The 26,559-nt window shown below is 51.0% G+C and carries 29 protein-coding genes and 1 pseudogene; 3 read left to right on the plus strand and 27 right to left on the minus strand.

Annotated elements, in window-relative coordinates; all coding sequences use genetic code 11:
* Window positions 1–42: 42 nt before the first annotated feature.
* The 8 genes from ACI0CA_RS11905 to ACI0CA_RS11940 form a co-directional block, all read right to left on the minus strand.
* On the minus strand, window positions 43–1,725 hold the full coding sequence (locus ACI0CA_RS11905) for a recombinase family protein (protein WP_014080196.1): 1,683 nt from the start codon (window positions 1,723–1,725) through the stop codon (window positions 43–45).
* A 118-nt stretch (window positions 1,726–1,843) separates the two neighbouring features.
* Complete coding sequence (locus ACI0CA_RS11910) at window positions 1,844–2,110, minus strand: DUF6870 family protein (protein WP_007884026.1); 267 nt, start codon at window positions 2,108–2,110, stop codon at window positions 1,844–1,846.
* A gap of 469 nt (window positions 2,111–2,579) precedes the next feature.
* Complete coding sequence (locus tag ACI0CA_RS11915; protein ID WP_446806778.1) at window positions 2,580–2,990, minus strand: sigma-70 family RNA polymerase sigma factor; 411 nt, start codon at window positions 2,988–2,990, stop codon at window positions 2,580–2,582.
* A gap of 484 nt (window positions 2,991–3,474) precedes the next feature.
* On the minus strand, window positions 3,475–5,184 hold the full coding sequence (locus tag ACI0CA_RS11920) for an ABC transporter ATP-binding protein (protein ID WP_343284652.1): 1,710 nt from the start codon (window positions 5,182–5,184) through the stop codon (window positions 3,475–3,477).
* Window positions 5,177–6,940 (minus strand): ABC transporter ATP-binding protein, encoded by a 1,764-nt coding sequence (locus ACI0CA_RS11925; protein WP_308448851.1) that lies wholly within the window; start codon window positions 6,938–6,940, stop codon window positions 5,177–5,179. Before ACI0CA_RS11925 ends, ACI0CA_RS11920 begins: the two co-directional genes overlap by 8 nt.
* Window positions 6,941–6,943: 3 nt before the next feature.
* On the minus strand, window positions 6,944–8,416 hold the full coding sequence (locus ACI0CA_RS11930; protein WP_007705900.1) for an ABC transporter ATP-binding protein: 1,473 nt from the start codon (window positions 8,414–8,416) through the stop codon (window positions 6,944–6,946).
* Window positions 8,413–9,138 carry an energy-coupling factor transporter transmembrane component T gene (locus ACI0CA_RS11935; RefSeq protein WP_015518390.1) on the minus strand — a complete coding sequence of 242 codons (726 nt, stop codon included), beginning with the start codon at window positions 9,136–9,138 and terminating at the stop codon, window positions 8,413–8,415. Before ACI0CA_RS11935 ends, ACI0CA_RS11930 begins: the two co-directional genes overlap by 4 nt.
* On the minus strand, window positions 9,135–9,746 hold the full coding sequence (locus tag ACI0CA_RS11940; protein ID WP_308448852.1) for an MptD family putative ECF transporter S component: 612 nt from the start codon (window positions 9,744–9,746) through the stop codon (window positions 9,135–9,137). The genes ACI0CA_RS11935 and ACI0CA_RS11940 overlap by 4 nt, the downstream gene beginning before the upstream one ends.
* 186 nt (window positions 9,747–9,932) lie before the next feature.
* Here ACI0CA_RS11940 and ACI0CA_RS11945 point away from each other — a divergent pair, with 186 nt between their 5' ends.
* Both ACI0CA_RS11945 and ACI0CA_RS11950 read left to right on the plus strand, forming a co-directional pair.
* A complete protein-coding gene (locus ACI0CA_RS11945) occupies window positions 9,933–10,901 on the plus strand; it encodes an AraC family transcriptional regulator (protein ID WP_308448853.1) in 969 nt (322 codons plus the stop codon).
* A 142-nt stretch (window positions 10,902–11,043) separates the two neighbouring features.
* Window positions 11,044–11,403, plus strand: a complete 360-nt coding sequence (locus ACI0CA_RS11950) for a helix-turn-helix domain-containing protein (protein WP_014080204.1) — start codon at window positions 11,044–11,046, stop codon at window positions 11,401–11,403.
* Between the two features lie 201 nt (window positions 11,404–11,604).
* On the opposite strand, the gene ACI0CA_RS11955 is transcribed toward ACI0CA_RS11950, so the two are convergent.
* The 19 genes and pseudogenes from ACI0CA_RS11955 to ACI0CA_RS12045 all read right to left on the minus strand — a co-directional run bounded on the left by ACI0CA_RS11955 (window position 11,605) and on the right by ACI0CA_RS12045 (window position 26,331).
* On the minus strand, window positions 11,605–12,951 hold the full coding sequence (locus tag ACI0CA_RS11955; RefSeq protein WP_308448854.1) for a relaxase/mobilization nuclease domain-containing protein: 1,347 nt from the start codon (window positions 12,949–12,951) through the stop codon (window positions 11,605–11,607).
* 158 nt (window positions 12,952–13,109) lie between these two features.
* On the minus strand, window positions 13,110–13,457 hold the full coding sequence (locus ACI0CA_RS11960; RefSeq protein ID WP_003020363.1) for a plasmid mobilization protein: 348 nt from the start codon (window positions 13,455–13,457) through the stop codon (window positions 13,110–13,112).
* Window positions 13,454–13,618, minus strand: coding sequence for a hypothetical protein (locus tag ACI0CA_RS11965; protein WP_308448855.1), 165 nt, complete (start codon window positions 13,616–13,618; stop codon window positions 13,454–13,456). Before ACI0CA_RS11965 ends, ACI0CA_RS11960 begins: the two co-directional genes overlap by 4 nt.
* A gap of 12 nt (window positions 13,619–13,630) precedes the next feature.
* Window positions 13,631–14,215 carry a defense against restriction DarA-related protein gene (locus ACI0CA_RS11970; RefSeq protein ID WP_015563847.1) on the minus strand — a complete coding sequence of 195 codons (585 nt, stop codon included), beginning with the start codon at window positions 14,213–14,215 and terminating at the stop codon, window positions 13,631–13,633.
* A 13-nt stretch (window positions 14,216–14,228) separates the two neighbouring features.
* Window positions 14,229–15,188: a hypothetical protein gene (locus tag ACI0CA_RS11975; RefSeq protein ID WP_097786405.1), complete on the minus strand. Its 960-nt coding sequence runs from the start codon at window positions 15,186–15,188 to the stop codon at window positions 14,229–14,231.
* Window positions 15,189–15,367: 179 nt separating this feature from the next.
* A complete protein-coding gene (locus ACI0CA_RS11980) occupies window positions 15,368–15,721 on the minus strand; it encodes a cysteine-rich VLP domain-containing protein (protein ID WP_257353067.1) in 354 nt (117 codons plus the stop codon).
* 4 nt (window positions 15,722–15,725) lie between these two features.
* Window positions 15,726–15,902, minus strand: a complete 177-nt coding sequence (locus ACI0CA_RS11985) for a hypothetical protein (protein WP_308448856.1) — start codon at window positions 15,900–15,902, stop codon at window positions 15,726–15,728.
* On the minus strand, window positions 15,899–16,648 hold the full coding sequence (locus tag ACI0CA_RS11990; RefSeq protein ID WP_257353068.1) for a DUF4366 domain-containing protein: 750 nt from the start codon (window positions 16,646–16,648) through the stop codon (window positions 15,899–15,901). Before ACI0CA_RS11990 ends, ACI0CA_RS11985 begins: the two co-directional genes overlap by 4 nt.
* Window positions 16,649–16,650: 2 nt before the next feature.
* Window positions 16,651–16,902: a DUF4315 family protein gene (locus ACI0CA_RS11995; protein WP_015563850.1), complete on the minus strand. Its 252-nt coding sequence runs from the start codon at window positions 16,900–16,902 to the stop codon at window positions 16,651–16,653.
* Window positions 16,903–16,916: 14 nt separating this feature from the next.
* Window positions 16,917–18,635 carry a C40 family peptidase gene (locus tag ACI0CA_RS12000; protein WP_343284650.1) on the minus strand — a complete coding sequence of 573 codons (1,719 nt, stop codon included), beginning with the start codon at window positions 18,633–18,635 and terminating at the stop codon, window positions 16,917–16,919.
* Window positions 18,616–20,976: a VirB4-like conjugal transfer ATPase, CD1110 family gene (locus tag ACI0CA_RS12005; RefSeq protein ID WP_446806777.1), complete on the minus strand. Its 2,361-nt coding sequence runs from the start codon at window positions 20,974–20,976 to the stop codon at window positions 18,616–18,618. The genes ACI0CA_RS12000 and ACI0CA_RS12005 overlap by 20 nt, the downstream gene beginning before the upstream one ends.
* Window positions 20,933–21,322, minus strand: a complete 390-nt coding sequence (locus ACI0CA_RS12010; protein WP_015563852.1) for a PrgI family protein — start codon at window positions 21,320–21,322, stop codon at window positions 20,933–20,935. Before ACI0CA_RS12010 ends, ACI0CA_RS12005 begins: the two co-directional genes overlap by 44 nt.
* A 3-nt stretch (window positions 21,323–21,325) precedes the next feature.
* Entirely contained in the window at window positions 21,326–21,880 is a 555-nt protein-coding gene (locus ACI0CA_RS12015; protein ID WP_308448864.1) for an MT-A70 family methyltransferase, read from the minus strand.
* Between the two features lie 17 nt (window positions 21,881–21,897).
* Window positions 21,898–22,677, minus strand: coding sequence for a DNA-methyltransferase (locus ACI0CA_RS12020; RefSeq protein ID WP_308448858.1), 780 nt, complete (start codon window positions 22,675–22,677; stop codon window positions 21,898–21,900).
* Complete coding sequence (locus tag ACI0CA_RS12025) at window positions 22,667–23,398, minus strand: septation protein SpoVG family protein (protein WP_118627335.1); 732 nt, start codon at window positions 23,396–23,398, stop codon at window positions 22,667–22,669. Before ACI0CA_RS12025 ends, ACI0CA_RS12020 begins: the two co-directional genes overlap by 11 nt.
* Window positions 23,399–23,413: 15 nt before the next feature.
* Window positions 23,414–24,280 carry a VirB6/TrbL-like conjugal transfer protein, CD1112 family gene (locus ACI0CA_RS12030; protein ID WP_055228200.1) on the minus strand — a complete coding sequence of 289 codons (867 nt, stop codon included), beginning with the start codon at window positions 24,278–24,280 and terminating at the stop codon, window positions 23,414–23,416.
* 11 nt (window positions 24,281–24,291) lie between these two features.
* Window positions 24,292–24,372, minus strand: a pseudogene (locus ACI0CA_RS12035) (Maff2 family mobile element protein); the annotation flags it as partial.
* 90 nt (window positions 24,373–24,462) lie between these two features.
* The gene (locus ACI0CA_RS12040) at window positions 24,463–26,133 is read right to left on the minus strand and encodes a recombinase family protein (protein WP_015565206.1); all 1,671 of its coding nucleotides are present in this window, start codon (window positions 26,131–26,133) and stop codon (window positions 24,463–24,465) included.
* Window positions 26,134–26,331: a hypothetical protein gene (locus ACI0CA_RS12045; protein ID WP_002304371.1), complete on the minus strand. Its 198-nt coding sequence runs from the start codon at window positions 26,329–26,331 to the stop codon at window positions 26,134–26,136.
* Here ACI0CA_RS12045 and ACI0CA_RS12050 point away from each other — a divergent pair.
* Window positions 26,305–26,544, plus strand: a complete 240-nt coding sequence (locus tag ACI0CA_RS12050) for a tweety protein (protein ID WP_081645077.1) — start codon at window positions 26,305–26,307, stop codon at window positions 26,542–26,544. The two genes, ACI0CA_RS12045 and ACI0CA_RS12050, sit on opposite strands and share 27 nt — an antisense overlap.
* Window positions 26,545–26,559 lie beyond the last annotated feature (15 nt).

Consider the following 26,559-nt stretch of genomic DNA (forward strand, 5'->3'; position numbering starts at 1 on the left):
CCTATTAGGAAAACACACTGTCAAAGGGGTTTGTAGCGGGGGTTAGCCCGCTACTGCGGTATCTTCCGTAGTGTTGATTTCAATGTACTCGGCAATCTTGCGGAGCTCGTCAGCGAATTTGAATTTCACGCTGATATTGCCGTTTTCATAGACCTTGATATAGTCCACAAGCTCAACCAAGATTTCACGGTTGAGGGCTTCAATGTTCTGATACTTCATAAAGGCTACCAGTGCAGGATGCTCGTTGTCTACACCGTTTGCCAGTTCTGCGCGTTCAGCGTTCAGCCGAGTGAGCACTGCGGAAATATCAGAAGTCTGCCGTTCATAGTCGGCCTTCATATCCCGGTATTCCTGCTGGGTGATTTCACCGTCTTTCCAGTCCTGATAAAGAGATTGCTTGTAGCGTGTTATCTTTGTCAGTTCCCGCTCTTTTGCAGCTATCAGATCGTCCAGTCGGTAAGACTGGCTTTTTTTGATTGGAGCGGAATTGATCTGCGTAACGATTTCCGAGTAGGAAACAGCCAAATGTACCTGATGCTGTACGGCGAACAGAACAGCAGCCTCCAGCCGTTCATGCTTGATTGAGTGCATGGTGCAGGCTGTCCGGGAACGGTTCTTGTAGGTTGAGCAAGAATAATATACATTGTTGTTCTTGCCAACGCATCGGGTAATGGCCCGCCCGCAATCGGCACATTTCAGAAAGCCGCTGAATAAATGTACCTCACGGCCTTTCGGGGAAGTACGGGTATCACGCTGTAAGAGAGCCTGTACCTTATCGAAAGTTTCATAGTCGATAATGGCCTCATGCGTTCCAGCCACTTCCACCCATTCCTCGCGGGGAACAGCTTCAATCTGGTGTACCTTGTAGCTTTTCACCCGGCTCCGGCCTTGGGCTAAATCCCCGGTGTAGGTCGGATTGGTAAGAATGGAGTGGATCATGCGGACTCCCCACATAGGATCGTCATACCCTCTTGTCGAAACAGGCAAGCCCTTTTGTACCTTGTAAGCCGAGGGGCTCGGTACGCCGTGTTCGTTCAGGTACAGCGCGATAGCACGTTTTGATGACCCTTGAATAAGCATTGTGAAAATGAGTTTGACATTTTCAGCAGCATCGGGATCAACAATCAGCCTGTGCTTGTCCTTTGGGTGCTTTACATAGCCGTAAGGAGCAAATGCTCCGATATACTGGCCGTTGCGCCGCTTGTAGTCAAATACCTGCCGGATCTTTTTGGAAGTCTGATAGCAGTAATTATCGTTCATCACGTTTGTAATGGGAACGATGATATTTGAAACGCTGTCGGGGTTCTTGTAGCTGTCCACATTCTCAGCAAGGCTGATAAAGCGAACACCCATTTGAACAAACAGGTTATCGATCAAACTTCCGGCATCGCTATAATTTCGTGCGAAGCGGGACAGGTCTTTTACTATAACGCAGTTGATTTTACCACTCATGACATCCGCCAAGAGCCGTTGAAAATCTTCACGGTTGGCGTCCGTTCCAGTATGACCATCATCCACATATTCCGTGATGCTTTCAAACTCGTCAATGTTTCGTCGGTAAAAATCGTTCAGTAGGTCACGCTGGTTCTTTACGCTGTTGCTATCGTCTTTTCCTTTTTTCAAATCTTCCTTTGAAAGCCGGATATAGATGCCCAGCCGCCAGCGGCGGATTGTGTAAGAGGGAGAGAAACTCTGCTGATACCCTCTGTTTTTTGCTCGTGCCATTGTTCCTCCTTCCCTATCACATTACACTTATATTATAACTCTGTCCGGGGAGGACAACAAGGATGCCTCCACTTCGGGACACTTTGTCTCGAAGAAGCAAAACGAGCTGTAACCGAAGTTACAGCCCGCTTCTTTGCCGCAGCAGGAAATCCGTCAGCTTATCTTGGAGAGATGGCCCGCTTTCAGCAAATTCAATTTTCACGCCAACACCACCGATGCAAAAGCAGTATGGATTTTTGACAGTCTGCAAAAATCGAGAGATGCGCTCCTTTCGGGAAAGCGCATTATCAAAGGTCATACCGCTCACATCAGGCAGGGACTCGGCAGCCACCGCGCCAATGTCAACGCTTCTCATTTGTTCAAGTTCCTGTGTAGTTAATTTCACGGTAAACCTCCTTCGCAGATTGATAGAACGCCCCCCGCTGTTTGGTGGGGAAACGCAACAGGCCAGCACCACCGGGATGCTGGCCTGTTGCCTTACTCCACCTTGGGACACTTTGTCTCGAGGTTTATTATAGTTTTTGAATATTAGAGAGCGCCGTACATATTTACTTGGCCTGTCCAAAGACAATCGTTATTTTCTGTGCGGCGCTCTCAACGCAAGTAAAGCGACAAGCCCGGAGGAACAGGCAGCCAACCTGTTCAGCGCCGGATCATGGACTTGGGATGACCGGGCCCATTTACAGTGTTGGTGTTGTTCGTTCAATCTCTTTTAGGAGATGTCACTGCGCACCCACTGTCTGGCTCCCTGTACTTACTCAGGGCTGCCGTTATTCCCTTGCGTTAGGAAGAAAACCTCCTCTCATAAACCGAGACATTTTTTCATCAATTCCAAGTGGGTTAAGATGAAAAAATCAAAAAGTTTTTTTCATGCGTTCAAGGCCACGCTTGATCGACTGGCGAATAGACTCCTCATGTACGCCCTCGGTCTCGGCAATTTCCTTAATCGACTTGCCAAGAATGATATGTGCGTCAATTCTGCGGCCCTGAATCTCCGGCAGAGAATTGAGAGCGTTCCACAGACGAAGAAAGGTTTCCATTCGTTCAAGGAGCTCCTGCGGGGTCGGCTCATGCAGGCAAGCGGAATACTCAATCCCGTCATCGCAGTTCAGAGAATACTGCGCCTTGTGCCGGGAGAGCCGCCGCTGATAGGCCATCTCATAGCGGGCATCGGCCTTGAATACCTCGGCCACCTCGTCAGAAACTTCGATAAGCTGATCCTGCGTGTACCAATAATAAATATCTTTCAAATTGATAGTAGTCATCGTAAAATCCTCCATTTCAGTTTGTTCGGGGTTGGTCGGAAACGAAATGGAGTAACGGCGGAGAACGGCACCGCACCTCGGGACACTTTGTCTCGAAGTCTGGAAAGCAAAATGCGCCTGCGCGACACAAGGCCGCACAAGCGCACGAAAATATATTATCGGTTATGTACTGTTTAATTTCACGTTCAAAGCCCGACTGCTCCAATGGAGGGGCTACGCTTTTTTTAGCTGGTGCAGATCATGGATGCTGCGAAAAAGAGAAAAGGACACGGCAAAATAACCTCCCATCGGCTACCGTGTCCCTGCAAGTCGTCATTGGTTTGTGTAAACGCAAAGAAACGGCGGCTCTGATTTCTCAAAACCGCCGTTAGGGTAATAACTTAAAATAGGCGCGCAAAATCACCTGCCCCAACCAACGGTTTTTTTCTTTCCCCGTAGTCGGGGCAGGTTCATGCGCTATGCAATTATTCTTCTTTAGCTTCTATCAAGCCGATATTTTTTGCTCTGCGTTCCACATAGCAGCATATTTTCCGCCTTTCGCAAGCAATTCCTCATGGGTTCCAGATTCAGCAATCCTGCCATCACCCATTACAAGGATTTGATCAGCGTTTTTGACAATGGAAAGGGTATGAGCAATCATTACCACTGTCTTTTTTTCTTTTAGCAGATTGGCGATGGCCTGCTTTACGGCAAGCTCATTTTCAATGTCAAGAGATGCTGTTGCTTCATCCAAAAGCAGGATGGGGCTATTTTTCAGGATGGCGCGGGCTATTGAAATTCGCTGACGCTCACCGCCAGAGAGAAGATTTCCATTCTCGCCAGTCGGCGTATCGTATCCCTTTTCCATCTTACGGATGAAGCTGTCACAGTTAGCCTCCCGGCAGGCAGCCTCGATTTCCGTGTCCGTAGCATTAGGACGAGCGTGTCGGATATTATCCCGGATGGTATCGTCAAAAAGAAATATGTCCTGGTCTACCATAGAAACTTGCTCCAGTACACGCTCTGCGGCAACATGGTTAATGGGTTTACCGCCAATAGAAATCGTCCCGCCCGTTGCTTCATAATATTTTGCAATCAGGTTCAAAATAGTAGATTTTCCGGAGCCAGAGTCTCCGACAATGGCCGTGAGCTTTTGATCTGGCACCGTAAAGGTGGCGTGTTTTAGTACCGGTTCACCGGGAACATATGCAAAATCTACATTGTCAAATGTGATTTCATGGGTAGCTGTGTGAAGCGGCTCCATGCTGCCAGTTTCCTCCGGCTCATTCATTACACTCAAGATTTTGTTTTTCGAGATCATCAGGTTCTTATAACTGGTAAGGTCTACAAAAATCGAGTTAGCCAGCTTTGCACAGAACAGGGGCAGCATACAAATCAAAAGGTAGTCCACCGTGTTCAGTGTCCCTGCGACCCAGGGTGCATAGGCCAGCAAGATAACCAGCGGGCAGGACAGCCAACTCAAAATACCAAAGGCCGCACCAATAGGAAGCACTTTTGATTCGTACACAAAGCTGATCCGGGAAAACTCCCGCATGGCGTTGATAACAGTTTTGTTCTTCATACCGCCTACACCATAAGCTCGGAAAGTCTGAATACCAGAAACATACTCAACAATGCTGCTGACGTTCTCCGCACAAATATCGTTCTTTTCTTTTCCATATTTCCGTACCATGCGGAAAGAAAGCCATAGACCGGGGATTAAAAGAAGATCGGCTATCAGCAGGATAATTCCTGTCGGAACATAGAGCGTCATAACAAAGACAATCAACATCAATGACAGGGCAAAATTCTTTGCAAAATCTCCGACTTTATGGGTCAGGATTTTTTCGTAGTTGTTTACGTCGCTTGTAATGGTGTTGATATAATCGCCGGTCTGCCCCTGCGTAAAGCGGGACAGTGGGATGCGTTTCAAATGGTCACCCATAAAAAGCCGAATATTCTTACTGACCTCCGCACCGCCAATCTGCGCTTTGGTATAACCGTAGCTGTAAATCAGGATACGGAGAAGAAAAACCACTGCAATAATACCGGTCAGAGCCAGAACGCGGTTCATGTCAAATTGACCCGACCACAAAAACTGCATAACAGAGTAAAGCAGCATAAACAGGCTGCCGGAGAGAAGCCCTTCCAGAACAGTCCCACCAACGCCAATATAAAAATTACGGTTCTTTTTCAATACATCATGCTCACTCATGCTGCTCGCCTCCCTCCAACTGATAAGTAATATTCCGGGCTGTTTCGTAGTCCTCCCACGCCTTCCGATAGTAAGCATTGTTCTTTCGGACTTCCTCATGGGTTCCGACACAGGTAATTGTGTGATTTTCAACCACTGCTACACGCTCGCACATCTTCAACGCGCTCAAACGATGGGCTACCACAATGACAGTCTTTCCCTTACAGAGATTTTGAATGGCTTTGTCAATCTCCATCTGATTTTCCGGGTCAGAGGCACTTGTGGCCTCGTCCAAAATCAAGATAGGTGCATTTTTCAGAATTGCGCGGGCAATCGCAATCCGCTGTTTTTCACCGCCGGAGAAGCGGGAGCCGAAACTGCCCACTTTTGTGTCATATCCATCCGGCAGGGACATGATAAAGTCATCAATCTGTGCCTCTTTTGCGGCAGCCCGCACTTCTTCCAGAGTAGCGTTACTACCCATACGGATATTTTCCAGCACGCTGTCACGGGTGAGGAAGGTCTTTTGAAATACGATAGCTATATTTTTCAGAATGGTATCGTAGTCAAGCTCCTTGACATTTTTGCCGCCAATCAGCACTTCTCCTTCCTGCACATCGTAGAACCGGGAAATCAGTTCAATCACAGTGCTTTTACCGGCACCAGATCGGCCCACAAGAGCCATGCGCTCACCATCATTGATTTTGAGGTTGACACCATGCAGTACATCGGTTTTGCCGTCATAGGAAAATCGGACATTGCGAAGTTCAATATCGTGATTTTGGGGAAAGTCCGTTCCACCCTCATAAATCGGAATATCCAGGATTTCTTTGGTCTTGGTAACAGCGTTCAGTACATTAGCAAAATTAGTCCCCAGTTCTTGCAGGGGGCGGATTTCCGTCAGATACATGGAACCTACATAGACGAACAGCAAAAATGCGCTGGCCGCCAGTGAGCCTTTGAGGAAAAACATTCCGCCGATTGGAACCATCAGCAACATCCCACATTCGATGATAACAACAAAGGCCGCATAAGGTGGCCCCATGCGCCGGGAAGTTTCATTCCACATGGCGTTTTCTTCCTGGATAGCGTCTGAAAACTTTTGAAACGATTTGCTCCCCATGTTATAGGCTTTAATCAATTTCATTCCGCCGATATATTCGATCATAACAGAATTTAGTGTGGTAATGGATTGGTTGGCCCGTTCCATCAAATCATCGGTATTGCGGAACATCATCCCCATTACAACAACAGCAAGGATCAGCGGAACCAGGGAAATCAATGCCAGAGGAATATTGACGGTCATCAGGTAAATAAAGATGACTACCGGCCCAACCAGATAGCACACAAGGTCAGGAAGGTTATGGGCCAGGAACAACTCCAGCTTTTCAATATCTTCATTCAGAACCGTTTTTATATCCCCGGTGCGCCGTTCATTCAAGGCCCCCAAAGGCGCTCTGGCCATGTGTTCCGCAACCATGCAGCGCACTTTGAACAGTGCGCCGTATGCGCCTTTATGGGCTGCCACGCCGGAACAGCCGAATAATGCAAAACGCAGGGTAACAGCGGCGGCAATCATTGCCACAGTCTGTACCACAAGTTCTTTTGTGCAGGCATTGTTAAATGTGGCATCCATCAGCCTGTAAATCCCAATATACGGAACAATAATACAAAGCCCACTGCACATGGACAGCAGGATTGCCAGGAACAGCCAGATTTTCTGGCCTCCGGCCCAATGGAGCAGCAGTGCTACTCTGTTTTCTTTTTTCTGCTTCATAGACTACCTCTCCTTTCCATCTGAAACAGAGAACAGCTCTCTCAATTTCGGGAGGGCATCCATTGTAACTGGTACATCATCGGGCATTTCTCCCTCGTCAAAATGCAGGACACGTGAGCAGGTACGGCAGACAAATTCAAAATCGTGGGTGACAATGAAAATGACTTTTCCCATATTGGATAATCGCCGGATCAATCCTGCAACCTGCGTCATACTGTCAAAGTCAAGGCCGCTGGTCGGTTCATCAAATACAAGCAAGTCTTTCCCACAAATCATGCTGACAGCTACAGCTACTCGTTGCTTTTGACCGCCGGAAAGCGTGTTTGGATGTTGTTCTCGATATGGGGAAAGTCCCAGTTCTTCCAAAGTTGCATTTACCAGCGTTTGGTCTGGATTTCGGATGCCAAAGGAACATTCTGCTTCTACGCTGTCAGCGAAAAGCTCATAATTCACATCCTGCATGACCATATAAGAGCGTTGCAGCCTTTCCTTACGCTCAATCGGCTTGCTTTCCCACAAAAATTGTCCATCGCAGTCTTTGTGAAGCCCACAGAGAGCGCGAGAAAATGTAGTCTTTCCGGCTCCATTGTGGCCGACCACGCCAATCACTTCACCCTTTCCTGCGGATAAGCCAATATCATGCAAAATGGTTCGCTTCTTGTAACGGAGCGTCACATTCCGTAGCTCTAATACCGGGATAGGGGCAATCGAGTGGGGTTTAGGTGGGAACACCGCCCGAAGATCAACTGCCCGCAGGCCCATGCGTTCACGCTCCTGTTCCGACAGCTGTCGAAATTCTTCCGGGGTATAAATCCCTTTGATTTCTCCTTTTTCCAGATAAACAATTCGGTCGGCCAGTTCCATCAGGTAGTACAGCCGGTGTTCTGCTATCAAAACCGTTTTGCCCTGCTTTTTTATCAGCCGCAAATGCTCTCTCAACTCCTGAATGGAAGTCATATCCAAATTGGAGGACGGTTCATCCAGCAAATAAATCTGTGGGTTCATGGCATAAACAGAAGCGAAGGCGATTTTCTGCTTTTCACCGCCGGACAACTCAAAAATATTCCGGTTCCGCAGCTTTTGAATACGCAGATCGTCGGCTGTCTGTTCCACTCGCTCTATCAGCTCTTGTGGAGGACGAGCCTCGTTCTCAATTCCAAAGGCAATCTCGCTGTCTGTATCAACATTGAAAAACTGCGTCCGTGGATTTTGGAAAACGGAGCCAACCTTAGCGGCAATCTGATACATAGGGATATTGCTGATTTCCTGACCATCTACCAGCACACGGCCATGAAGCTCTCCCTGATAAAACTGAGGTATCAGTCCATTCACCAGCCTTGTAATCGTTGTTTTTCCGCACCCGCTGCGGCCACAGAACAGGACGCATTCTCCGTCCGAAATTTTCAAATTGATGTCATGCAGCCCACCATGTTCCTGCCCCGTATAGGAAAACGATACATTTTCAAACTCAATCAACCAATCACACCTCCCCGCACACATAATTCAAAAATCAGATAAGCTACGGCAACGGCCATGACACCCCAATCGGCAACTCCGCATTTTATCTGGACAAGACAGGTGCGTGGATTGGGATTTTCAATTCCACGGGTGACAGAAGCAACAGAAAGATCATCCGCTGCTTTTGAAGCTGCCATCAACAAAGGCACATAAATACACTCAACCGTCATGCCCGGATGTGCTAAAAAGCCCGCCAGAGAAGGTGAAACATCTCTCATCCGCATAGCGTCCTTGATATATCGCCAGTCCTCTTGAATAGTTGGAATGTACCGCAGCATAACTGCCATAGGAATTACTAACTTTTTGGGTGCGTGGACACGGTTCATAGCAGACAGGAACTCATTGACTTTTGTAGTAGTCAGAACAATCCCAGCCAAGGTTCCGCACGCATAGACCTTATGAAACAATCCTAAAAAGGCAATAAACATTGTCCGCAGCGTGCCTGTCATTTCTGCCATGATCCAAACTGTCAGGACACAGATGACCGCATAAAAGCATACAGCCTTAATGACATATTTCCACTTTCCAAAGAAAGCACCCAATATCGCAATCAGCATAACAAGGACAAATTGATATGCAAGTGAAGGAGCGAACATGGACGATAAAACACATATAAGAATAAGAAAGAGCTTGGCCCGTGGGTCGAGCCAAAGCCCTTTCTTGTGGCGTTTACCGCTCATGCTGTAATACCTGCTTTTTCAAACTGCTTTTTCAGCATTTTGCAGCCTACAAAAGCGCTGATTGCAGATGTAATGATAACAGCAGCGAACATGGCAATCAGGATGCCGGTATTTGCAGTTGCCTGCATGGTGTCGATGTAGCTCTGTTCAGTTCCGTTTCCCAGCATAGTCTGTGCCCAGCCGTTGGGGTCAACAAAGAACACGATATACGAACCAGTGCCGCCGAGAGAGAACAGGATATAAGACAGGCTGTTGAGTTTTTTGCTTTTGTACTGCCCTGCACCAGCAACGAAGTCCGCGACAATCGCCATGATCAGGTAGCCCAATGCAAAAGCCCAGTGCATACCGGTCACGAACCAAATAATACCCATGATAATGCCCGTTATAGAAAGGCTCCAACGCTTATGTACTTTTGCAATCAGCAAAAGATAAATGGGGCCAGCAAGCAGCCCACCTCCTGCTGGCATGAAAAAAGTAAGTACAGGATTCGTTGCAAAAAAGACACCGCCCACCAATACAAAAACAAATAACAGTGCAGTAAAAATACCTGTTGTTACAAGGTCTTTCACTGTCAGACCTTTGTTCATAGAATTTACTTGATTACTCATTTTGACCTCCTACCTTTCATTGTCTTGACTCGACAAATGGTTTGTGATATTCTGCAGTTAGATAGTTCTAACCACTGTCTAATACAATACGCATTTATCGAACAACATTCAATAGGTCCCGGCGATGTTCGTCTGTTCCTTTCAAAAGCTCGTCTAATCGTTGCAAAAAGGAGGCGGTCTGTTTTCATGTGTGAAATTATTGACCAGTTTTATACACCGTTGCTGATTGAACACGGTTTTATCCATGACCCAGACAACCAGCAATATGGGGCATTAGGTGACTGCTGGAAACTTTCTCCCGAAGTTGGAGAAGGCACCTACTGGACTTATGGACAGAAAGACTTGTATGATATTAAAATCCATAACTTTTCCTTCCACGAAGATTTCATGTTGGAATGCTCCATGCCGGAATGTCTGAGTATCACTCGGTATGACTCTATTTCCGGGGAGGAATTATCTCCATACCGTAGACTGTCTGCCGGTTATATCAAAACATTTATTGGAGGCTACGCTCCATACAAGGCTTTGATACATAAAAATATTCCAATCCGTTCGGTTGGGATTGAGATTGCACCGGCATATTATGAGGACTACCTGAAAAAACTGTACCCAGAGGCACAGATCAATCCTGTGGATGCATTTCGGAAGATCGACCAAACTTCCGACTTTCCAGAAATGTCACGGTTACTCACAGAAATCAAGGACTATCGTGGGGAAGGGATTGCCGCAAAACTTTTTTATGAGGGAAAAGTTGCAGAAGCAGTTTCAATGGTAGTGGAATATCAGAAGAAACATCCTGATAAACCAGCCCATAAGCTCTCTCAACAGGATATTGAAAATCTTCAAATAGTTGCCGCTTATCTTAGCGACCACTATGCTTTTGATATTCCTCTGGAACGGCTAACACAGATTGCCTGCATGGGAACAACAAAGCTCAAAAGCTGTTTTAAGAAATACTACGACTGCACCATCACAGAGTATGTTCAGCAGAGGCGTATGAGCCAAGCAGAATATCTGCTGGCATACACAGAGTTGACAGTAGGGCAAGTTGCCCAAACAGTAGGTTATTCCACTTCAAGCCGATTTGCAGAATTATTCCGCAAAAGCACTGGATTGTTACCATTAGAGTACAGAAAAAACGCACAACGAAAGTAAAATGAGCGCCAGAGTTTACTCTGGCGCTCGTCTGATTTTGTGCTGAATTATAAAATGTAGTGAAATTAAATAGTCAGTAGTATGAAATAGATAGTCGTTCAAATAATATCACATGAAATGTAAAATCATATCAGGTGATGTTATGAAGATAGAACGAGATGAAAGACGCTTTGATTTTCACGATATAGGGCTCGCCATCAAGCGGGCAAGAGAAGCCAGCGGCATGACGCAGGAGCAACTGGCCTATATTGTCGACCGCGCTCCGCGTACCATTATGTATAACGAAAATGACGGCCAGCATCCAAGCCTCAACACCTTTTATCAGATGGTCACAATGTTTGATATATCGGTGGATCAATACTTTTACCCGTCCCAAAATAGCGGGAGCGAGTGCAGAAAGCGGATTGATGCCATGTTGAACGCCTTGGACGAAAGAGAATTGAAAATCGTTGAAGCTACAATCCAAGCGATGAAAGCATCGAAAGAAACGGAGGAAACGTAAAAGAAAGCGTAACCTCCGTTTTTTGCGCCATGTTGCGGGTTGCGCGTTTTGGCAAGCAATTCGGGTGTGGCCACACTCCGAAATTTTTGCAGGGCGCAGGGCCCGCAAAAATGCTTGTTGGGGAGCTCCCCAAACCCGCTGTGCTTCGGGACAAATTGTCCCAAAGTCCCGGTGCGTTGCACCGTAGTCTGCGGCCCGTCACTATCGTTCCTGGGCCTTATTTTCACGCTCGTCTGTTATGCCGAGCAGATGATCAATGTTCGCTTTTATTGCCACGGCCTCCCGCATTTGCCGCTGGGCCTCCCGGTATTCTGCATAAAGCGCTTTCTTTTGTCCCGCCAGCTCACGGCGGGATTTTTTTAGTGCTTCAATCTTAGGGAGTTTTGCGCCGTTCAGTATGGTGTTCATAGTATCCTTTGCCGCCCGGTAAGTGGCAAGCTCCGCTTCGTGCTGGGCCAGATACTTTTTGCTGTACCGCGCAGCTTTGTATCCATCAAACACCGGGCGAGTCTTGGCATAGTCCACCGTGGCAGCCATCAGCTCCGAGGTTTTGGAAATAGCCTCCTCCGTTGTGCGGAGCTCGTCAGACAGCTTGTGAAAGTGATCCACCGCAGCCTCGGTGCTGGCCGTCAGTGCCGCATAGTCTGTCAGATGATGCTCCTGCAAATACTGGAGCGCGGCGGCCATTTGTTTTAGGTTGTAGACCTTGGCCCATCGTTCATAGGCCGGGCCCTTGCCTTGGGCCATACGCTCTTGAATGTCGATGATGAGATTAACTCGCCGTGGCGGAACCGTGGGCTCCTCGGGCAGTTCGGGGAGTGGACGTTCCCCGGCAATTACCGCCTTGATGTCCTCCGGGTCAAATCCAACTCCAAGTGTAGAAGCCCGGAGCCGGGTCGGTTTTTCCTGCCCGGGTGCAAGGAATGAGATGACACCGCCCTGCCCATGTTTCACCGCAAAGCCGGACTCCTCCATGAGACGAAGAAAGTCGGCAAAGTCCGTGGGCTTTTTCTCCAAAGCGGCGAGAACAGCCAGCCGCACCCGCTGCTTGGCAGAGGGTGGCTTTTCTCCGATCCACTGTCCATAGTGGAGAAAACGACCCTTGCTGTGCTGGCACGGATTTTGGATAACAGACAATTCATGTTCGATGCACACGCGGTCAGAGAGCCGCCGCAGGGCAAAGGACGAACCAATGAAATTATGAAATTTCCGGGAGCGGTCAAAGGCCGTCGCATTGAAATAAATGTGATTGTGGATATGGGCCTTGTCGGTATGCGTACAGACGAAGAACTGATACTTTCCCTTTGTCCAGCGCATCGCCGTTTCATAGCCGATACGGTTTGCTTCTTCCGCCGTAACCTCCCCGGGCAGGAACGCCTGCCGGATCTGAAAGAACAGGGCCCCGCGAGACACGGCCCGGCCTGTCTCTGCAAGGTATTGACTTTTTACCAGAAGAAACTCGGCGGGAGCCGTGTTCGGATCGCAGAGATAGGAAGATACGGCTCCCAGCTTTTCCGGGTTCAGGCCATAGGTGAAACGATCCTCCATCGTTTGAATTGCACTTTTTCCCGCCGCTGTTTTATAAGGGCGGATGTAGGTTGTCGCCGTAGAAATCCCTCCTTCCGGCAAATAGTATTTTTACTTTGGGACACTTTGTCCCGAAGTAGAAAAAACCGGGGAGCGGTATCAACCACTCCCCGGACGGGTCAGAGCTCTACCAGCGCGGAGAGCTGTTTCAAGAGATCAGACAGCGGCCCCCACAACGCGGCATAGTCCCGCTGTAAGGCTGCGAGTTCTTCGGGATAAATTGCGCCGTAGGTGTTGGCCTGAATTGCCACTTGGTTCAGATTGTTGGAGCATCGCCGCTGAAGCGAAACCAGCTCACGAACAGGCGAAAGGTCAACATGAAGCACATACCCACTCAGGGCCATTTTCCGCATATAAGCTCCCATGTTACGGATGCCAGCCTCCGCCATACGTTCTTGAATCAGGGCCTGCTCCGCCTCCGACACCATCACATGAAGATGGATCGGACGGCGGCGTTTCTTTGTCATCGCTCCTCACGCTCCCGGCTGCGGCAGGCGCGGGGCGGCTCCTTTACTTTATCCAGCGGCTTTTCCTGTTCGTCTACCGGAACAGGGCGCGGCAAATGAAATTCACGGTGCAGGCGCAGCGCCTCCAGTACAGACAAATCCTGTTCACGTTTCTTTTCCATATACGCACCTCCTTATCTATCACCACGGTCAGGCTGCCTGCGCTGGGGAGCCGGAGCCTCCGAGCCGCGATCTGCCTCCGCCAACTTTGCCGCGTTTTTCATCTGTTCGGCAATCGGACGGGGCCTGTCGGGATTATCAGGCGCAGGACGCAACTCATAGTCGGATGCCTGCTTTTCCGTCAGCGGACGGGTATAGGTAAGATAGCCCCAAGCCAAGAACGAGCCATTTTCCACCGGGATGCGCTGATCGTAATTGAAGATTTCATCCGGCTTGTTATAGGGCGGCTTCGGGAATGTCCCGATGTCCACAGGCCGCTGGGTCGAATAATACTTGTAAAGACCGGGAGCCTCGGTCTGCCTGATCCCCACGTTATAAATACGCTGATAGTCCTGCACCCGGTCTGCAAAATCCTGTTCCATCGCGGCACGGTCATTTCCATAGTGACCCCATTCGTACTGCCGCTGGCCGTCCTTGTCATCATAGCAGGCCCATGTGACATAGCGGGATGGCGCGGTGGGATGTTCGCCCAATGCAAATCCACGTCCATTTTCCAGCATAACAGCCTTCAGAATCGAATAGCCTTGATTTTTGTCCATAGTACACCTCCCATCATCGAGACATTTCTTTGTTTTCTCTTTTCACAAACGGCTGGAGCTGATAGGGGCTTGTACCGTCCTCGGGCCGTAGAAAGTCTATCCGGGCCGCAGCACGGATAGCGTTCTGGTTAAGCTGCCGCTGCCATGCCCCTTGGCTGGGAGCCCACTTAAAGCCGTTGCTTTTCAGTTCCTGCCGCTGATCGGCATCGGGCTTTTCCTCGAAAATAAGCTGCAAACGGTTTTCAGCCTCGTTGATTTTGGCCTCGCCTCCGGGGAATGTCCAGCCAGCAAACTCGGAGCGGCTGCTCAGTTCCTCAATGCGCTGGCGTACACGGCGGATGTTGGCGTTGTTGTTGGAAAGCAGATAGGCGGGGTACGGCTTGCTTTTATCCAAGTGCCATGACTGCGCCATATCTGCTTTGAGCTTTTCTGCCTGCTCCGGCGTAAGCTCCGGGCAGCCGTCCAGCGTTTTGTGTTTCCGAAAATACGCATTGACCGCCTTCATAGTGGCTTGCTGGGACTCCAGCCCCTCCAGCTTTTTTGTCAGCTTTTCCACGGCCAGATCATCGTCGGCGCTGATCCCGCCCATACCAACAGAGCGGATTTTATCAAGCAGCTTTGAAATCTCCGCATACTCTCCATAGTTGCGATCCCGGGCGGCGTTCTGCTTGTGCTTTTTTGCCACAGGGAAATTGCCGCCCCCGGAGATCAGAATAGAGGGCACCCGGGCATCAATCACATTGCGTTCATTCAGATTTTCCGCAAGTTTCCGGGCATAGCGATCCACCAGCGCGTCAATCTTATCATGGTACATGGGATCGACACGGGCTTTCTGGCGTTCCGCCGCTGCATACGCTTCATCGACCATTGCCCGGTAGCCCGCCGTAGCGGAGCCCGGCTGATAGTCAGAAAAGCTGTTCATATCTTTTGCCCGCTTTGCGGCTTCTTCATTGATCGGATAATATTTCGGCATAGTACCTCCTTCCACAAAAGCCGGAACTTTGGGACAAATTGTCCCAAAGCCCCGGCAGCTAAAATGTTGACAGCATCTCACGAAAACAGGGGCGGACGTAGAAACATACGCCTCCCGCAGAAAAGGGCCTTAAAAAGCCTTGTCACAGGCGGGTTTGGGGTGTCCTAATTGTCAACACATCAGCCCCGCTTTTTTCGCATATATTCCCGCTGCTGTCTGCGGTGTGCCGTCTTTGCACAGGCCGCCGAACAATAGGTTTGCCGTCCATCAGGAGCCACGGCTCTGCCGCATACCGGGCAAGTCTTGAAATCCGGCCTTGGCCCCTCTGTCAGCAACGCAGCCTCCAGCGCCGGATCAAGGGGCAGAACTGCCTCGCGGAAGTAGCGGCAATAAGCCCCCGTCCAGCATTTTCCAAACATATAGCACTCGCAATCCAGCGGCAGGCAGCCGCAGTCCCGGTCATAGTTGGCACACCATTTTGACACCAGCCTGCGGATTGCCGCTTTTTCTGTCCGGGTCAGTTCTCGGCCCACAGCATCACCTCCCGTTGCCCGGTGGTTTGAGCTGCTCCCGGTAGCAGAACACGCAGCCAATCCCGCGCCAGTAAGGGCAGCCGTCACAACGGGAGCCCTTCGGCGGCAGGCTGGGCGGCATACCCTTAAAGTAGCTTTTTTCTTTCATAAATCCCTCATAGGGGTTATTTGTAAATCTCATTCATTATCCTCGCTTTCGGTATCGTCCTCGTCCCAAGGCGGCCCATCGTCCTCGGAATCGTCATAATCAGCCAGTTCCTCACTGTAATCTTCTTCGGGTACAGCAGCTTTTTCATGCTTCGGGCGGTAAATTTTGAAGTACCAGCCTGCACCGCCACCCAGAACAGCCACTGCCAAAATCAGCAGAAGCGTCCCGGTATTGCTTTTCTGCTGGGGCTCGGGTTCCGGCTCCTCCGCAGGTTCCGTCACCGGAGCGGGTTCGGGAGCTGTGCCAGCACACTCGGTCATGTTGACCGCGCAGACCTCGCAATCCGTATGGATGGCTCCGGGCGCACATTTTTCTGTGCAGGAGCAGGCCGGAAGTTCTCCGCCAGCGGCCTCCAGTGCCGCCAGCAGATCGGCTTCATCCACCATGTTCAAAAAGTATGTGTGATACTGTTCGCCGTCCTCGTCCACAGGCTTGTCATAGTCAATGACAATGTAAAAGGTGTTGCCGCCGCTGGTTTCCACCGTGATGAACTGTTTGTTGGTTGCGGCATCGTAGAGCAGATCGCGGGTCACAAGGTTTCCATCCTCCGAAAAGCCCTCGCCCGGGGTAATGGTAGGCGCTGGCTCCGGGGCCGGAGTTTCTTCCACAACAGGCGGTTCCTCATTCCCGCCGTCCGAATAGGCATAGGCCGGGATTGCAAAGCCGCATAAAAGAACGGCGGAGCAAAGCCCCGCCGCCAACATACGAAAGTGTTTCATATTCAGTTTTCCTCCTTTTCTTCTTCGGACTTCGGGACACTTTGTCCCAAAGTACCACCGTCCTTCAGCTTCTCAAACAGCAGCGGGAGCTCCGTAAGGGAAATGCTCATGCCGCGCACAATGTCCACGATCTCGCTGTTTTCTGCCTCCAGCTTTTTCTGTTCCAGTTCCTTGAGCCGGGCCTGCTGTTCACTGATTTTGGCCTTGACCTTATCAATCTCGGCCTGAATTTTCATGCTTTTGGTAGTTGCCATTTCAAAACCTCCTGTCACGGTAAACGCCCGTAGGCGTAAAAATGAGATTGCCAGTAGCTTGTATTCAAGTTTGCGTAGCCGATGGGATCTCCGCAATGCAGCATTTTCCCGTCACCGACATAAATCCCGCAATGACTCACGCCCGGAGTATCATAGGTGCCTTTGAAGAACACCAGATCACCGGGTTTTGGAGAACTGGTCGGCGTACAGATGTTATAGAGCCCTTGGGCTCCCAGCCTGCCCACATTCCAGCCGGAGTGATTGATGACCCACGAAACGTAGCCCGAGCAATCAAAGGAAGTGGCGGGAGAACTGCCGCCCCACACATAGGGATAGCCGATATATTTCTGCGCCTCGGCAAGCATCGCGGCAAAGGTTTCATCGTCCAGATATTCTCCGGGCACTTCGTAATCACCGGGTTTCCCGGTAATATACTTGTTCACATAGGGAGAATCTGGGAACAGATCGGGGCGGTTTCCCAGCGTTGCCATATAGATGGCATACCGTGAAAGCTGCTCCTCGCTCATGACATATACGGGCACATGGGATAAATCAAAGTTCTCCAGCGTGACCGTACAGATGTAATAGTCGTAAGGCACCTGATAGGTGTCCGTATGGGAGTTGCCGTCCGCGTCCGTCCATGTGTCGGTTTCCGTGCGATACCGGGTTTCCACCACTACATCCTCCGTGAGAATGTACTGGCGGTCAAACAGCATTTGCAGCGTTCCCTGTACTTCGTCTATTGTCCATTGCCCCTCATGGAGCGCACACAAAAGAGAAAGCAGCACATAGGGGTCATGTTCGATTTCGTCCAGATCGAAGTGGTATTCGTCATAGTCATGGGTGCTTTCATAGGTGTCCAGATAATGCTGCAAATCATCTTCCAGCGCACAGTAGGCAGCTTCGGCGGCCAGCATATCCCGATCCTCGCAAGGATAGGTGCTGGCCCCTAATGCACCGGCCCCGGCGTTCCCCAGCATAAGCATGGTAGAGGAACAGGACTGCATAGCAAACAGGAGTAACACACAGAGCACCGCAACCACGGCACCTGCGGGATGACTTTTGACAAATTCCACTGCCCGGGCGATCAGGCGCTCTGTGGCTGTGGCAGTTTTCCCAGCCGCAGCCGCGCCCTGCTTTGCAGCTTCCTTTGCCTGCTTGCGGTATTGCCTGCGAAGCCGTTGCTTTTGCCAGTAGCGGGTAAGGGCATTTTTCGTCAGCTCCGGGTGCTCCTGTGCGGCGGTGTGAAAATGGTAGTCCGCCGTGTATTTGGTATAGCGGGCCTCGGCCTTGCGTACCACTTTTGCCGGATGTTCCCGGACTTTACGGCGCACAAAGCGGGAGCCGTGCCGCAGCGCGGTTTCTCCCACAAGCTCAGAACGGTGTGCGCCTTCTGTGCCGACATTTTCCTGTTCCACTTCAAAAATCTTGCCATGCACGAAGCTGTGAACGGAACCACTGGCAACACGGCCTATGCGTTTTACCGGGCCGGGCTTTTTCGGCGGCTTTTGCTTTGCCAGCTTCTCCCGGGCCTGTTCCAGTTTTTCGCCTTGGGACTCCATGTGGAGCTTTGCCGCCGCAGCCTGTTCCTGCTGGCTCTTTTTGCGGAACTTGGACTTCGGGACACTTTGTCCCGAAGTGTCGGAAGCCTCCGGCCCGGGCTGTTCCCCGTCAGGGGCGTGGGCGATCTGCGACCAAGCCTCCTCCTTGGCCTTATTCGTTTTTCGTTTCATTCTTCATATTCTCCGGGCGGGTAGTCAGCAGGCCATAGATTTCTCCGCGAGGGAACCGATCCACAAACGGGATGGTCACATTTCCATAGAACAACAGGCCCTCGCCGGAATTGCTGTGTGTGATATAGGAAAGCTGGTGCTCGGAAATACCGAGCTGTTTTGCCAGAATGGTACGGTCACTCTGCGCCTGCGAAAGCAGGATCATAAAATCCGTGTTATCCAGAATGTTCTCGATTTCCCGGCTGGCCAAAAGGTCTTTGACGTTCTGCGTTAAAGCAGACGGCACACATCCTTTTTTACGCAGCATTTTCCAGACCGCTACAAAGTAGCTGGCCGTCAGCGGATCGCGGAGCAGAATATGAAACTCGTCAAAGTAGCACCAAGTCGCCGCGCCCTCGTGGAAGTTCTGATCCACCGCCTGCGAAACAAATTCATTTGTGATGTGCATTGCAATCTTTCTAAGATTTTCGCCCATGTTTTTCAGAACGATGCACACTACACGGCTGTCCGTTTTGACGTTGGTAGGATGGTTAAAAAGATTGAGGGAGCCTGTGCAATAAAGCTCTAAGGCAGTTGCCACGCGCCGGGCCTCGGGCTCCGGCTGGCGTAAAAGTTCCTCATATAAATCCTGCAACAGCGGTGTTTTTGCGGTTTCCAGTCCGAGCGCCTGCTCCCGATACACCAAACGCACACAGCGGTCAATGACCGTCTTTTCAATGGGCTGCAAACCTTCCTTGCCGCCAACCACCAGCTCGCACAGGGACAAAAGAAAATCCGCCTTCATGGAAAGTGGGCTTTCTCCGGCAGCCATATTGAGCTCCACATCCATCGGATTGAGGTGGTGCGGGCTGTCCGGGGCAATCTCGATCACCTGGCCGCCCAGCCTTCGCACCAGCGGCGCATATTCGCCCATCGGGTCAACCACGATGATCCGATCCTGCGGGATGGTGAGAAACACATTCAAGAGCTCACGCTTTGCAGCAAAGCTCTTGCCGGAGCCCGTAGAACCCAAATACATCCCGTTTGCCGACTTCAGCTTTTTGCGGTCAGCCATGATGACATTGTGAGAAAGTGCGTTCATGCCATAGTAGAGGGCCTGCCCCGCCATGCGGAGCTCCCTTGTCATAAAGGGGATAAAGATGGCTGTGGAACTGGTTGTCATACCGCGCTGGATTTCTACCTCGTTGTAACCAAGGGCCAACGAGGAAACAAAGCCCTGTTCCTGTTGCCAGTCCAGACGGCGCAGAGCGCAGTTGTATTTCTGCGCGATACCGCCCACGGTAAACACATCGTTTTCCAGCCGCTGGCGGTTAGAAGCAAGGTTTACCACCGTAAAGGTCAGCAGAAACATTCGCTCATTGCGGGATTGCAAATCAGCCAAAAGCTCCGCTGCGTCCTTGCTGAATGTGATCAGGTCAGGGGGAAGAATATCCGGGTCATAGCCGGAGCGCACAGCCTTTCTCTGTTCCTCCACTTTCATTTTTCCGATGTCCGAGATTTTCCCCTTGATGGTCTTAATTGCCTTGAGCTGATCCACGGTCTGAATGTGCATGGTCACGGTCATTTCCGCATCCAGCTCCAAGATTTCCGCCAGCAACTTATCCGAAAGCTCCGATGCCATAATCTGCAAGTAGGACACCGCGCCCCAATACTGGCCGATACGGAATGTTCGGGACTGGCGGAAGTCGAGACTGTCCGGGGCAATAAAGTCTTTTGTGCCGAGCCCGGTCTGCGGAATGTCTTTCCACGAAAAGCGGAACGCCTCGCGGCTCCCCGGATGCATCTGGCTATGAAGCAGCGCAAGGCGGGCCCGCCCGTCCATAGGCTCCGAGGGAACGCCCAGCCGCTTAAAGTTTCCCATGACATCAGCCTCCACACGCTCCAGTCGGGGCCGTGCCTCCGCAATCCCCTCGGCGGGTATGCCAAAGGTGATGTATTTTGAGCGCTCAATACCGTTGTTGCTTTTGGCAATCTGATTTTTCAGCATCCCGGTAAACTCGTTCCGGACGCTGTTATAGTTGTCATCCGCTTTCGGGATATTGACTTGATAGCGGCTGCGGGAATGAGAACGGCGGTTGATAAAGGAAAGCTGGAACGGCAGCGAACTGTCAAAGTAGTTGAGGAATGAGCTCCATCCGCTGAATATGGCGGTCTGATCCTCGGTGGATGCCACGGAGTAATTGATGTCCTCATATTCCACGGTTTTTGTATAGAGCCCGCCCGGGAGCTTGCACACACCGTCCGGGTGCATGGACAGATACGGGATTGTCTGTTGGGCAGACAGGGTCGCCCGGCCTTTACCCTTGGCGGCGGCTCCGTTTTTCTTCTTTGTGTTTTTCAATCACATCCTCCTTTCCAGCACCCGGCCCGGCAAAGGGCGCATAAATGTTTTCGGTTCGGTAGGCCCTGATCCCCGGCCTTAGAAACTTGGCCCGGATGATGTTTCGCACAACCTTTTCAAAGGGCAAGCCGTCCTTTTCATACATCGCCAGCAGGAACGCCGGGAGCATAATTCCCAGCATGAGAAACATCGCCCCGGTATTGCCGAGGGTGCCACGGGTCAGCAGATAAGCCGGAATCCCCACCGCGCCCGCGCTGCCGAAGCAGACAAGCTGGCGTTTGGTGAGGTTGAAAGCCATCTTTGTTTTGATTTTGGATAAATCGTTTGGTACGTTTACATAGGGCATAGATCACACTCCTTTCTGCACTTCGGGACAATGTGTCCCAAAGTCCGGGATGGTTGGTGTTACTTCATTCCCCCATACAGCCCAACCGGGCGGGGTCTGCCTGGCAAAGAGCTCCACGCGGGGCAGATCGCCCATCAGGGAAATAATTTTATCGCGGGCCTCGTCCGGCTTTTTGCTGTGGGCCTCAATCGGGGAAACGATAAATTGATGGATGTTGGCAGCCTGCCGCTTTGGATGTCCCTTGGTTGCCAGCAGACAGATTTCTGCATTGCCCCTTGTCCAGAAGCCAAGGCCGTAAAACCAGCTATCCGCCTTCTTGTTCTTTTTCAGCCAGATGAAAGCAACGCTTTTGTAGGTGAAGCCCCAAGCCTCGATCAGCCGGAGCGCCTCCGGGAGCTGCGGGAAAGTGGCCCATAAAAAGAGTGCGCTGTCCGGGGCTGCAAGATTAGCCACAGGCAACGCACATAAATCCTCAATGCTCATAGTGGGATAATGATTTTCCGCCGCGCCCTGTACTTTCTTAGCCGAGTAGCGCCAAGGGGGATCGGCGTAAATGATAGAATACTGCTGGATAATTACACTCCTTTCTCGCCGGAGCTTTTTACTGCCTGCGCCGCACGGATGCGCTCACTGGCGGCGGCATAAAAGGACGGGGCCGTTTCAAAGCATACAAAGCGGCGTTCTGTGTTGATGGCTGCAATCGCGGTTGTGCCGGAGCCAACGCAAATGTCCGCGACCAGTTCTCCGGGACGGGTGTAGGTGCGGATCAGGTACTCACAAAGCTCCACAGGCTTCTGTGTAGGATGGATGCCGCCGGACACCGTAGGCACAAATAGTACATTTCCGGGATAGCGGCGGCCATCGTTGGACTCCGATTCCTGCCGTTCAAATTTCCCATAGTTGGAGCTTGTACCGCTTCGGGAATGTACGCGGGCATAAGGCTTGCCATAAGTAAACTTCGGATTGTAGACCGGGGACTTCTGGTAAAACACCAAGATATTCTCGGACTTTTTCAGTGGAGCCCGGTTTGCATTGAGAAAGCCCGTTCCGCGCTCCTTGTACCAAATCCACTCATAGCGGAGCATGGCGAGGTTGGATGCGCCCAGCACCTTGTCAAAGGGGCACTGTGCGAAAAACAGCACTGCGCCATTCGGCTTGACCGCCCATTTCACCGCCTCCCACAGTTCCGGGAGCGGCAGGGGCACATCCCAATAATTCCGGGTTGTGCCGTAAGGCGGATCAGTCAACAGCATATCCACGCTATGTTTTGGCAAAGAACGCAGGCCCTCGATGCCGTCCATGAGAAACAAGTCCTCCTTCGGGACACTTTGTCCCAAAGTGCGGCTATCGGTCATTGCGGGCCTCCTTTGTCTTGGCAGGCGCAGGCCGGGCGGCGTTTTCTTTTCCCGCTTGTTTCGCGGCCTCGGCCATCTGCTCCTTGATCGGGGCAGGCCGTACCGCCTGGGCCCGTGCAACAAGCTGTTCCACCGCCGCATGATACGCCTCCACACCAGCCGCATTGATCCGTTCCTGTGTGGCTCGGTCAGGAATCCGAACCGTAGCCCGGTATCCCGTCCGGCTGGCAGGATCGGGCTTAGAGGGAGCGCCGAGGAAAATCCCGTTTTTTCCGTCCACAACCTTAAAATCGTCGATGACCACACCGCCAAAATTGACGCTGGCGAAGCCGATCAGTTTTCCCTGCGGCTCAATCGGGCGGACAGATACCGTGATCGGAACAACCGCCTCCTGCAAGACAGCATCTGTCCGCATTTTTACTGCCTCATCAATGCTAACGCCCTTGACTTCTGCAAGCTCCGCGATGGGAGCATCAAACAGCCAGCGCCGTTCCTCCGCAGCAATCTGCTCCGGGGTCAGCAATACATCGTCTTTCTTACTCAGATAAAATTCCTCCTTTCCGCTTGCCGGAGCAGGCTGGGCGGGGTCGTCCATCAACTCTTTTCTTTGCAGGACGGCCTCTGTTTCCGCCATAAAGCGGTAAGCGTCTGCCTCAGTAAACTCCTCCGGCGTTTTTCCATTCCATAAGCGCGTTCCGTCTGCCCCGTATCTTCTCGGCATAAGCACCACCTCCTGTTAATGAGCGCCAAAGATACGCTGGGCAATGCTCCCGGTCTTAAAGAGCATGAAGCAAAGCAGAACCGTGTAGCCCACAGTTCCCCAAATCGCCCCAATGGGATCGCCGCCTGTTGCGATGCCTTGAATGAGCACTGCGTAAATTGCAACACATACGAGGATCAGCAGCCCTTGAAAGCCTACGGCAAACAGGGACTTGATGTAGTTCTGCCCGGTGCCGCCAAGCTCCCGGTTGGAAAGCGTAGCAACGGGGATGGGGGCCAGACTGGTCAGCAGATAGATTTCCAACATCCGGCCATACACCAAGACGAAAATGATAATCCCCATTGCTTTCATCGTGAAGCCGATGAGCGCAGACTGCAGCCAAAGCCCCAAAAGCGGCCCCAAGTCCATCGCCTCCAGCGAGGTTTCCAGTTCGGCAAGCATATCCGCCGAAACATCGGTAGAGCCTTGAATCAGCCCGCCTGCCTGCGCGATGACGCTCTGCGAGACATCGAACACGGCCATGACGATATTGAATGTGTTTGACAGGATCAGGATTGCACAGGCTGTTTTGAACATCCATTTATAGAGGTTCGCAACGTCAACCTCGTGCATATTGTTCTTTTCCAAAAGCATCTGTATGAGCTCATAAGTGGCAACAAAGGTCAGCACCATTCCGGCAATCGGCAGGATCACCGTTTCGGAAAGCTGTCGGATCAGGGAGAAAACCCCGGCGTGCCACGCCGCCGGGGTAGTCCCTACCTGTGCCGCAATCTCTCCGACTTGGGTATTGACAGTATCAAAAAGACCTTCGAGGTTCCCCATGATCCCGCCAATCAGAAGCTCTTTGAGCCAGTTTGTGAGCCAGTCGGTGAGAAAATCCATAAGCGCCTACCTTAAAACAGGCCAGACAGCAGAGGGATCAGTGTGGTGCCAATGACGATGATGCCGCCGCCCGCCATGAGCTGTTTTATCCCCAATTAGGTGTAAAACTCTGCTCGATGGCGGGCGGCGGCGTACAAAAAATCTATATGGTGTTGTTAAGAGAACCGTCCCGGCGGGACAGGTCAGGCAGTGACCTGTTCCACCTCCGGGATGGGTTTGAGATTAAAATGAATTTCGATAGAAATGTGTCTTGTTTTATCTTCGTCAATGCGCTCATGCACGACGATTTCTTTGATTAAGCGGTTGAGGGTGGCTGCGTCCAGCTCTGTGATGTTGGCGTATTCCTGAATGGCTTCCACCCATTGTTTTGCGTCATTGGCAAGCTGGACTTCATCGGACAGCCGCTTTCTGCCCTCGGACACTTTTGCTTTAAGCTCCGTCTGCTCGGTCTGTGTCTTTTCCAGCATGGTGTTGAAATTCTGCTCACTGATACGCCCTGCAATCATATCCTCATAAAGCCGCATGACCATTTTGTCCAGAACCTCAATCCGTTCCTCGTCCCTTGTAAGGGAGCGTTCCATTGCTTCCCGCTGTTCCCGCTGCTCGGCTTCACAGGTATTGGTCAGGCGGTCAGCAACCGCTTCCCCGTCCATCAGGGCAGCTCTGGCACATTCCCGGATTTTCCGCAGCACATGGCTGTAAAGGGTGTCATAGTCAATCCGGTGCTGGGTGCAGTGGTTCTTTCCAAAGGCATTGTAGGTCTTGCAGGAATAAATCTGCTGGGGATGTTTTGCGTTTGTGTAGCGTACCGTCAGCGACTTCCCACACTCGCCGCATTTTAACAGTCCGGCAAACAGGCTGATTTCATTGGTCTGCCCCGGACGCTGGCGGGATTTCAGCTTGTTCTGCACAATGTCAAAGCTCATGCGATCAATCAGCGGTTCATGCTGCCCCTCCACCACAATCCAGTCCTCCGGCTTCTTTTCCCCAATCGTGCCGATTTTGAAACGGTAGTCCTTTTTCTGGGAAGCAATCGCCCCGGTGTAGACGGGATTCATCAAAAGGTCTTTGATAACGGAGAAGTCCCACATATACCGCCCGTTTTCCGGGTCTTTCTTTTCCCATTTGGTGCGGGTATTGCGAAGCCCCCGTTCCCGGTTCCACCATGTGGGGCAGGGGATTTTTTCTTCCTCCAGCCGTCTGCGGATATAGTTCGGACCATGACCGTTCAGGGCATATCCGAAAATCAGCCGCACAATCGGGGCAGTTTCCTCGTCAATGAGCAGATGGTTTTTGTCCTCTGGGTCTTTCCGATATCCAAACGGGGCAAGACACCCGGTAAACTGTCCTTTCTGCGCTTTCAGAAGATAAGAGGAATGGACTTTCTTTGAAATATCCTTGCTGTACATCTCGTTCAGGATATTCTTGAACGGGGCAATATCGTTGTTATCACGCAGGGTGTCGATACCGTCATTCATGGCGATATAGCGGACACCGTTCCTTGGGAAAAAGTCCTCAATCAAATGCCCGGTTTGCAGATAGTTACGCCCCAGTCGGCTGAGGTCTTTCGTGATGACAAGGTTGATTTGCCTGCGCTCAATGGCTCTCAACATTCTCTGTAAATCAGGACGCTCCATGTTAAGACCTGTGAAGCCATCGTCCTGATAGACTGCCACAACCTCCCATCCCTGCTTTTCGCAGTATTTTTCCAGCATATCACGCTGGTTTGCGATACTGGCACTTTCGCCTTGCAGGTCATCGTCCTTTGACAGCCTGCAATAGACCGCTGCACGATAGCCCCCGGCAAGTGCCTTTCCGATTGTTCTGTATTCCATTTCGTTCATCATAGCCATTTACCCACACAATCCAGACGGTATCTGGCTCTTTTGAACCTCATCTTCATTATAGCTTATATCTTTCTTTTTAGCAAGATATTCTTTTGTATTTGTCTTTCCGTATTTCTGGGAAATCAGGCTGACGAACACATCAGTGGCGTCCAGTTCTCCGTCAAACACAGTAGTCACATGAATCTCTGTTTTGTTTTTTGCCATAGGCAGTTATCCTCCATACATGAAAATAGCCAGACAGAGGGTGTCGGCAACGAAGTCCGGCAACGGGCTTCAAAAGACCTTGCAAACAATCTCAATCTGGCACTACTTACTATTTATACTTTTCTTTTATTTTTCTGTTGTTTTGGTTGTTATAAGGGAGAAAAGCCCGGAAATAAGGGGTTTTCCCCGGCAACCGGCTCGGCAACGGGATAGCAACAGGGGGTGCAA

Source organism: Hominenteromicrobium mulieris, assembly GCF_046197855.1.
Classification (GTDB): Bacteria; Bacillota; Clostridia; order Oscillospirales; family Acutalibacteraceae; genus Hominenteromicrobium; species Hominenteromicrobium mulieris.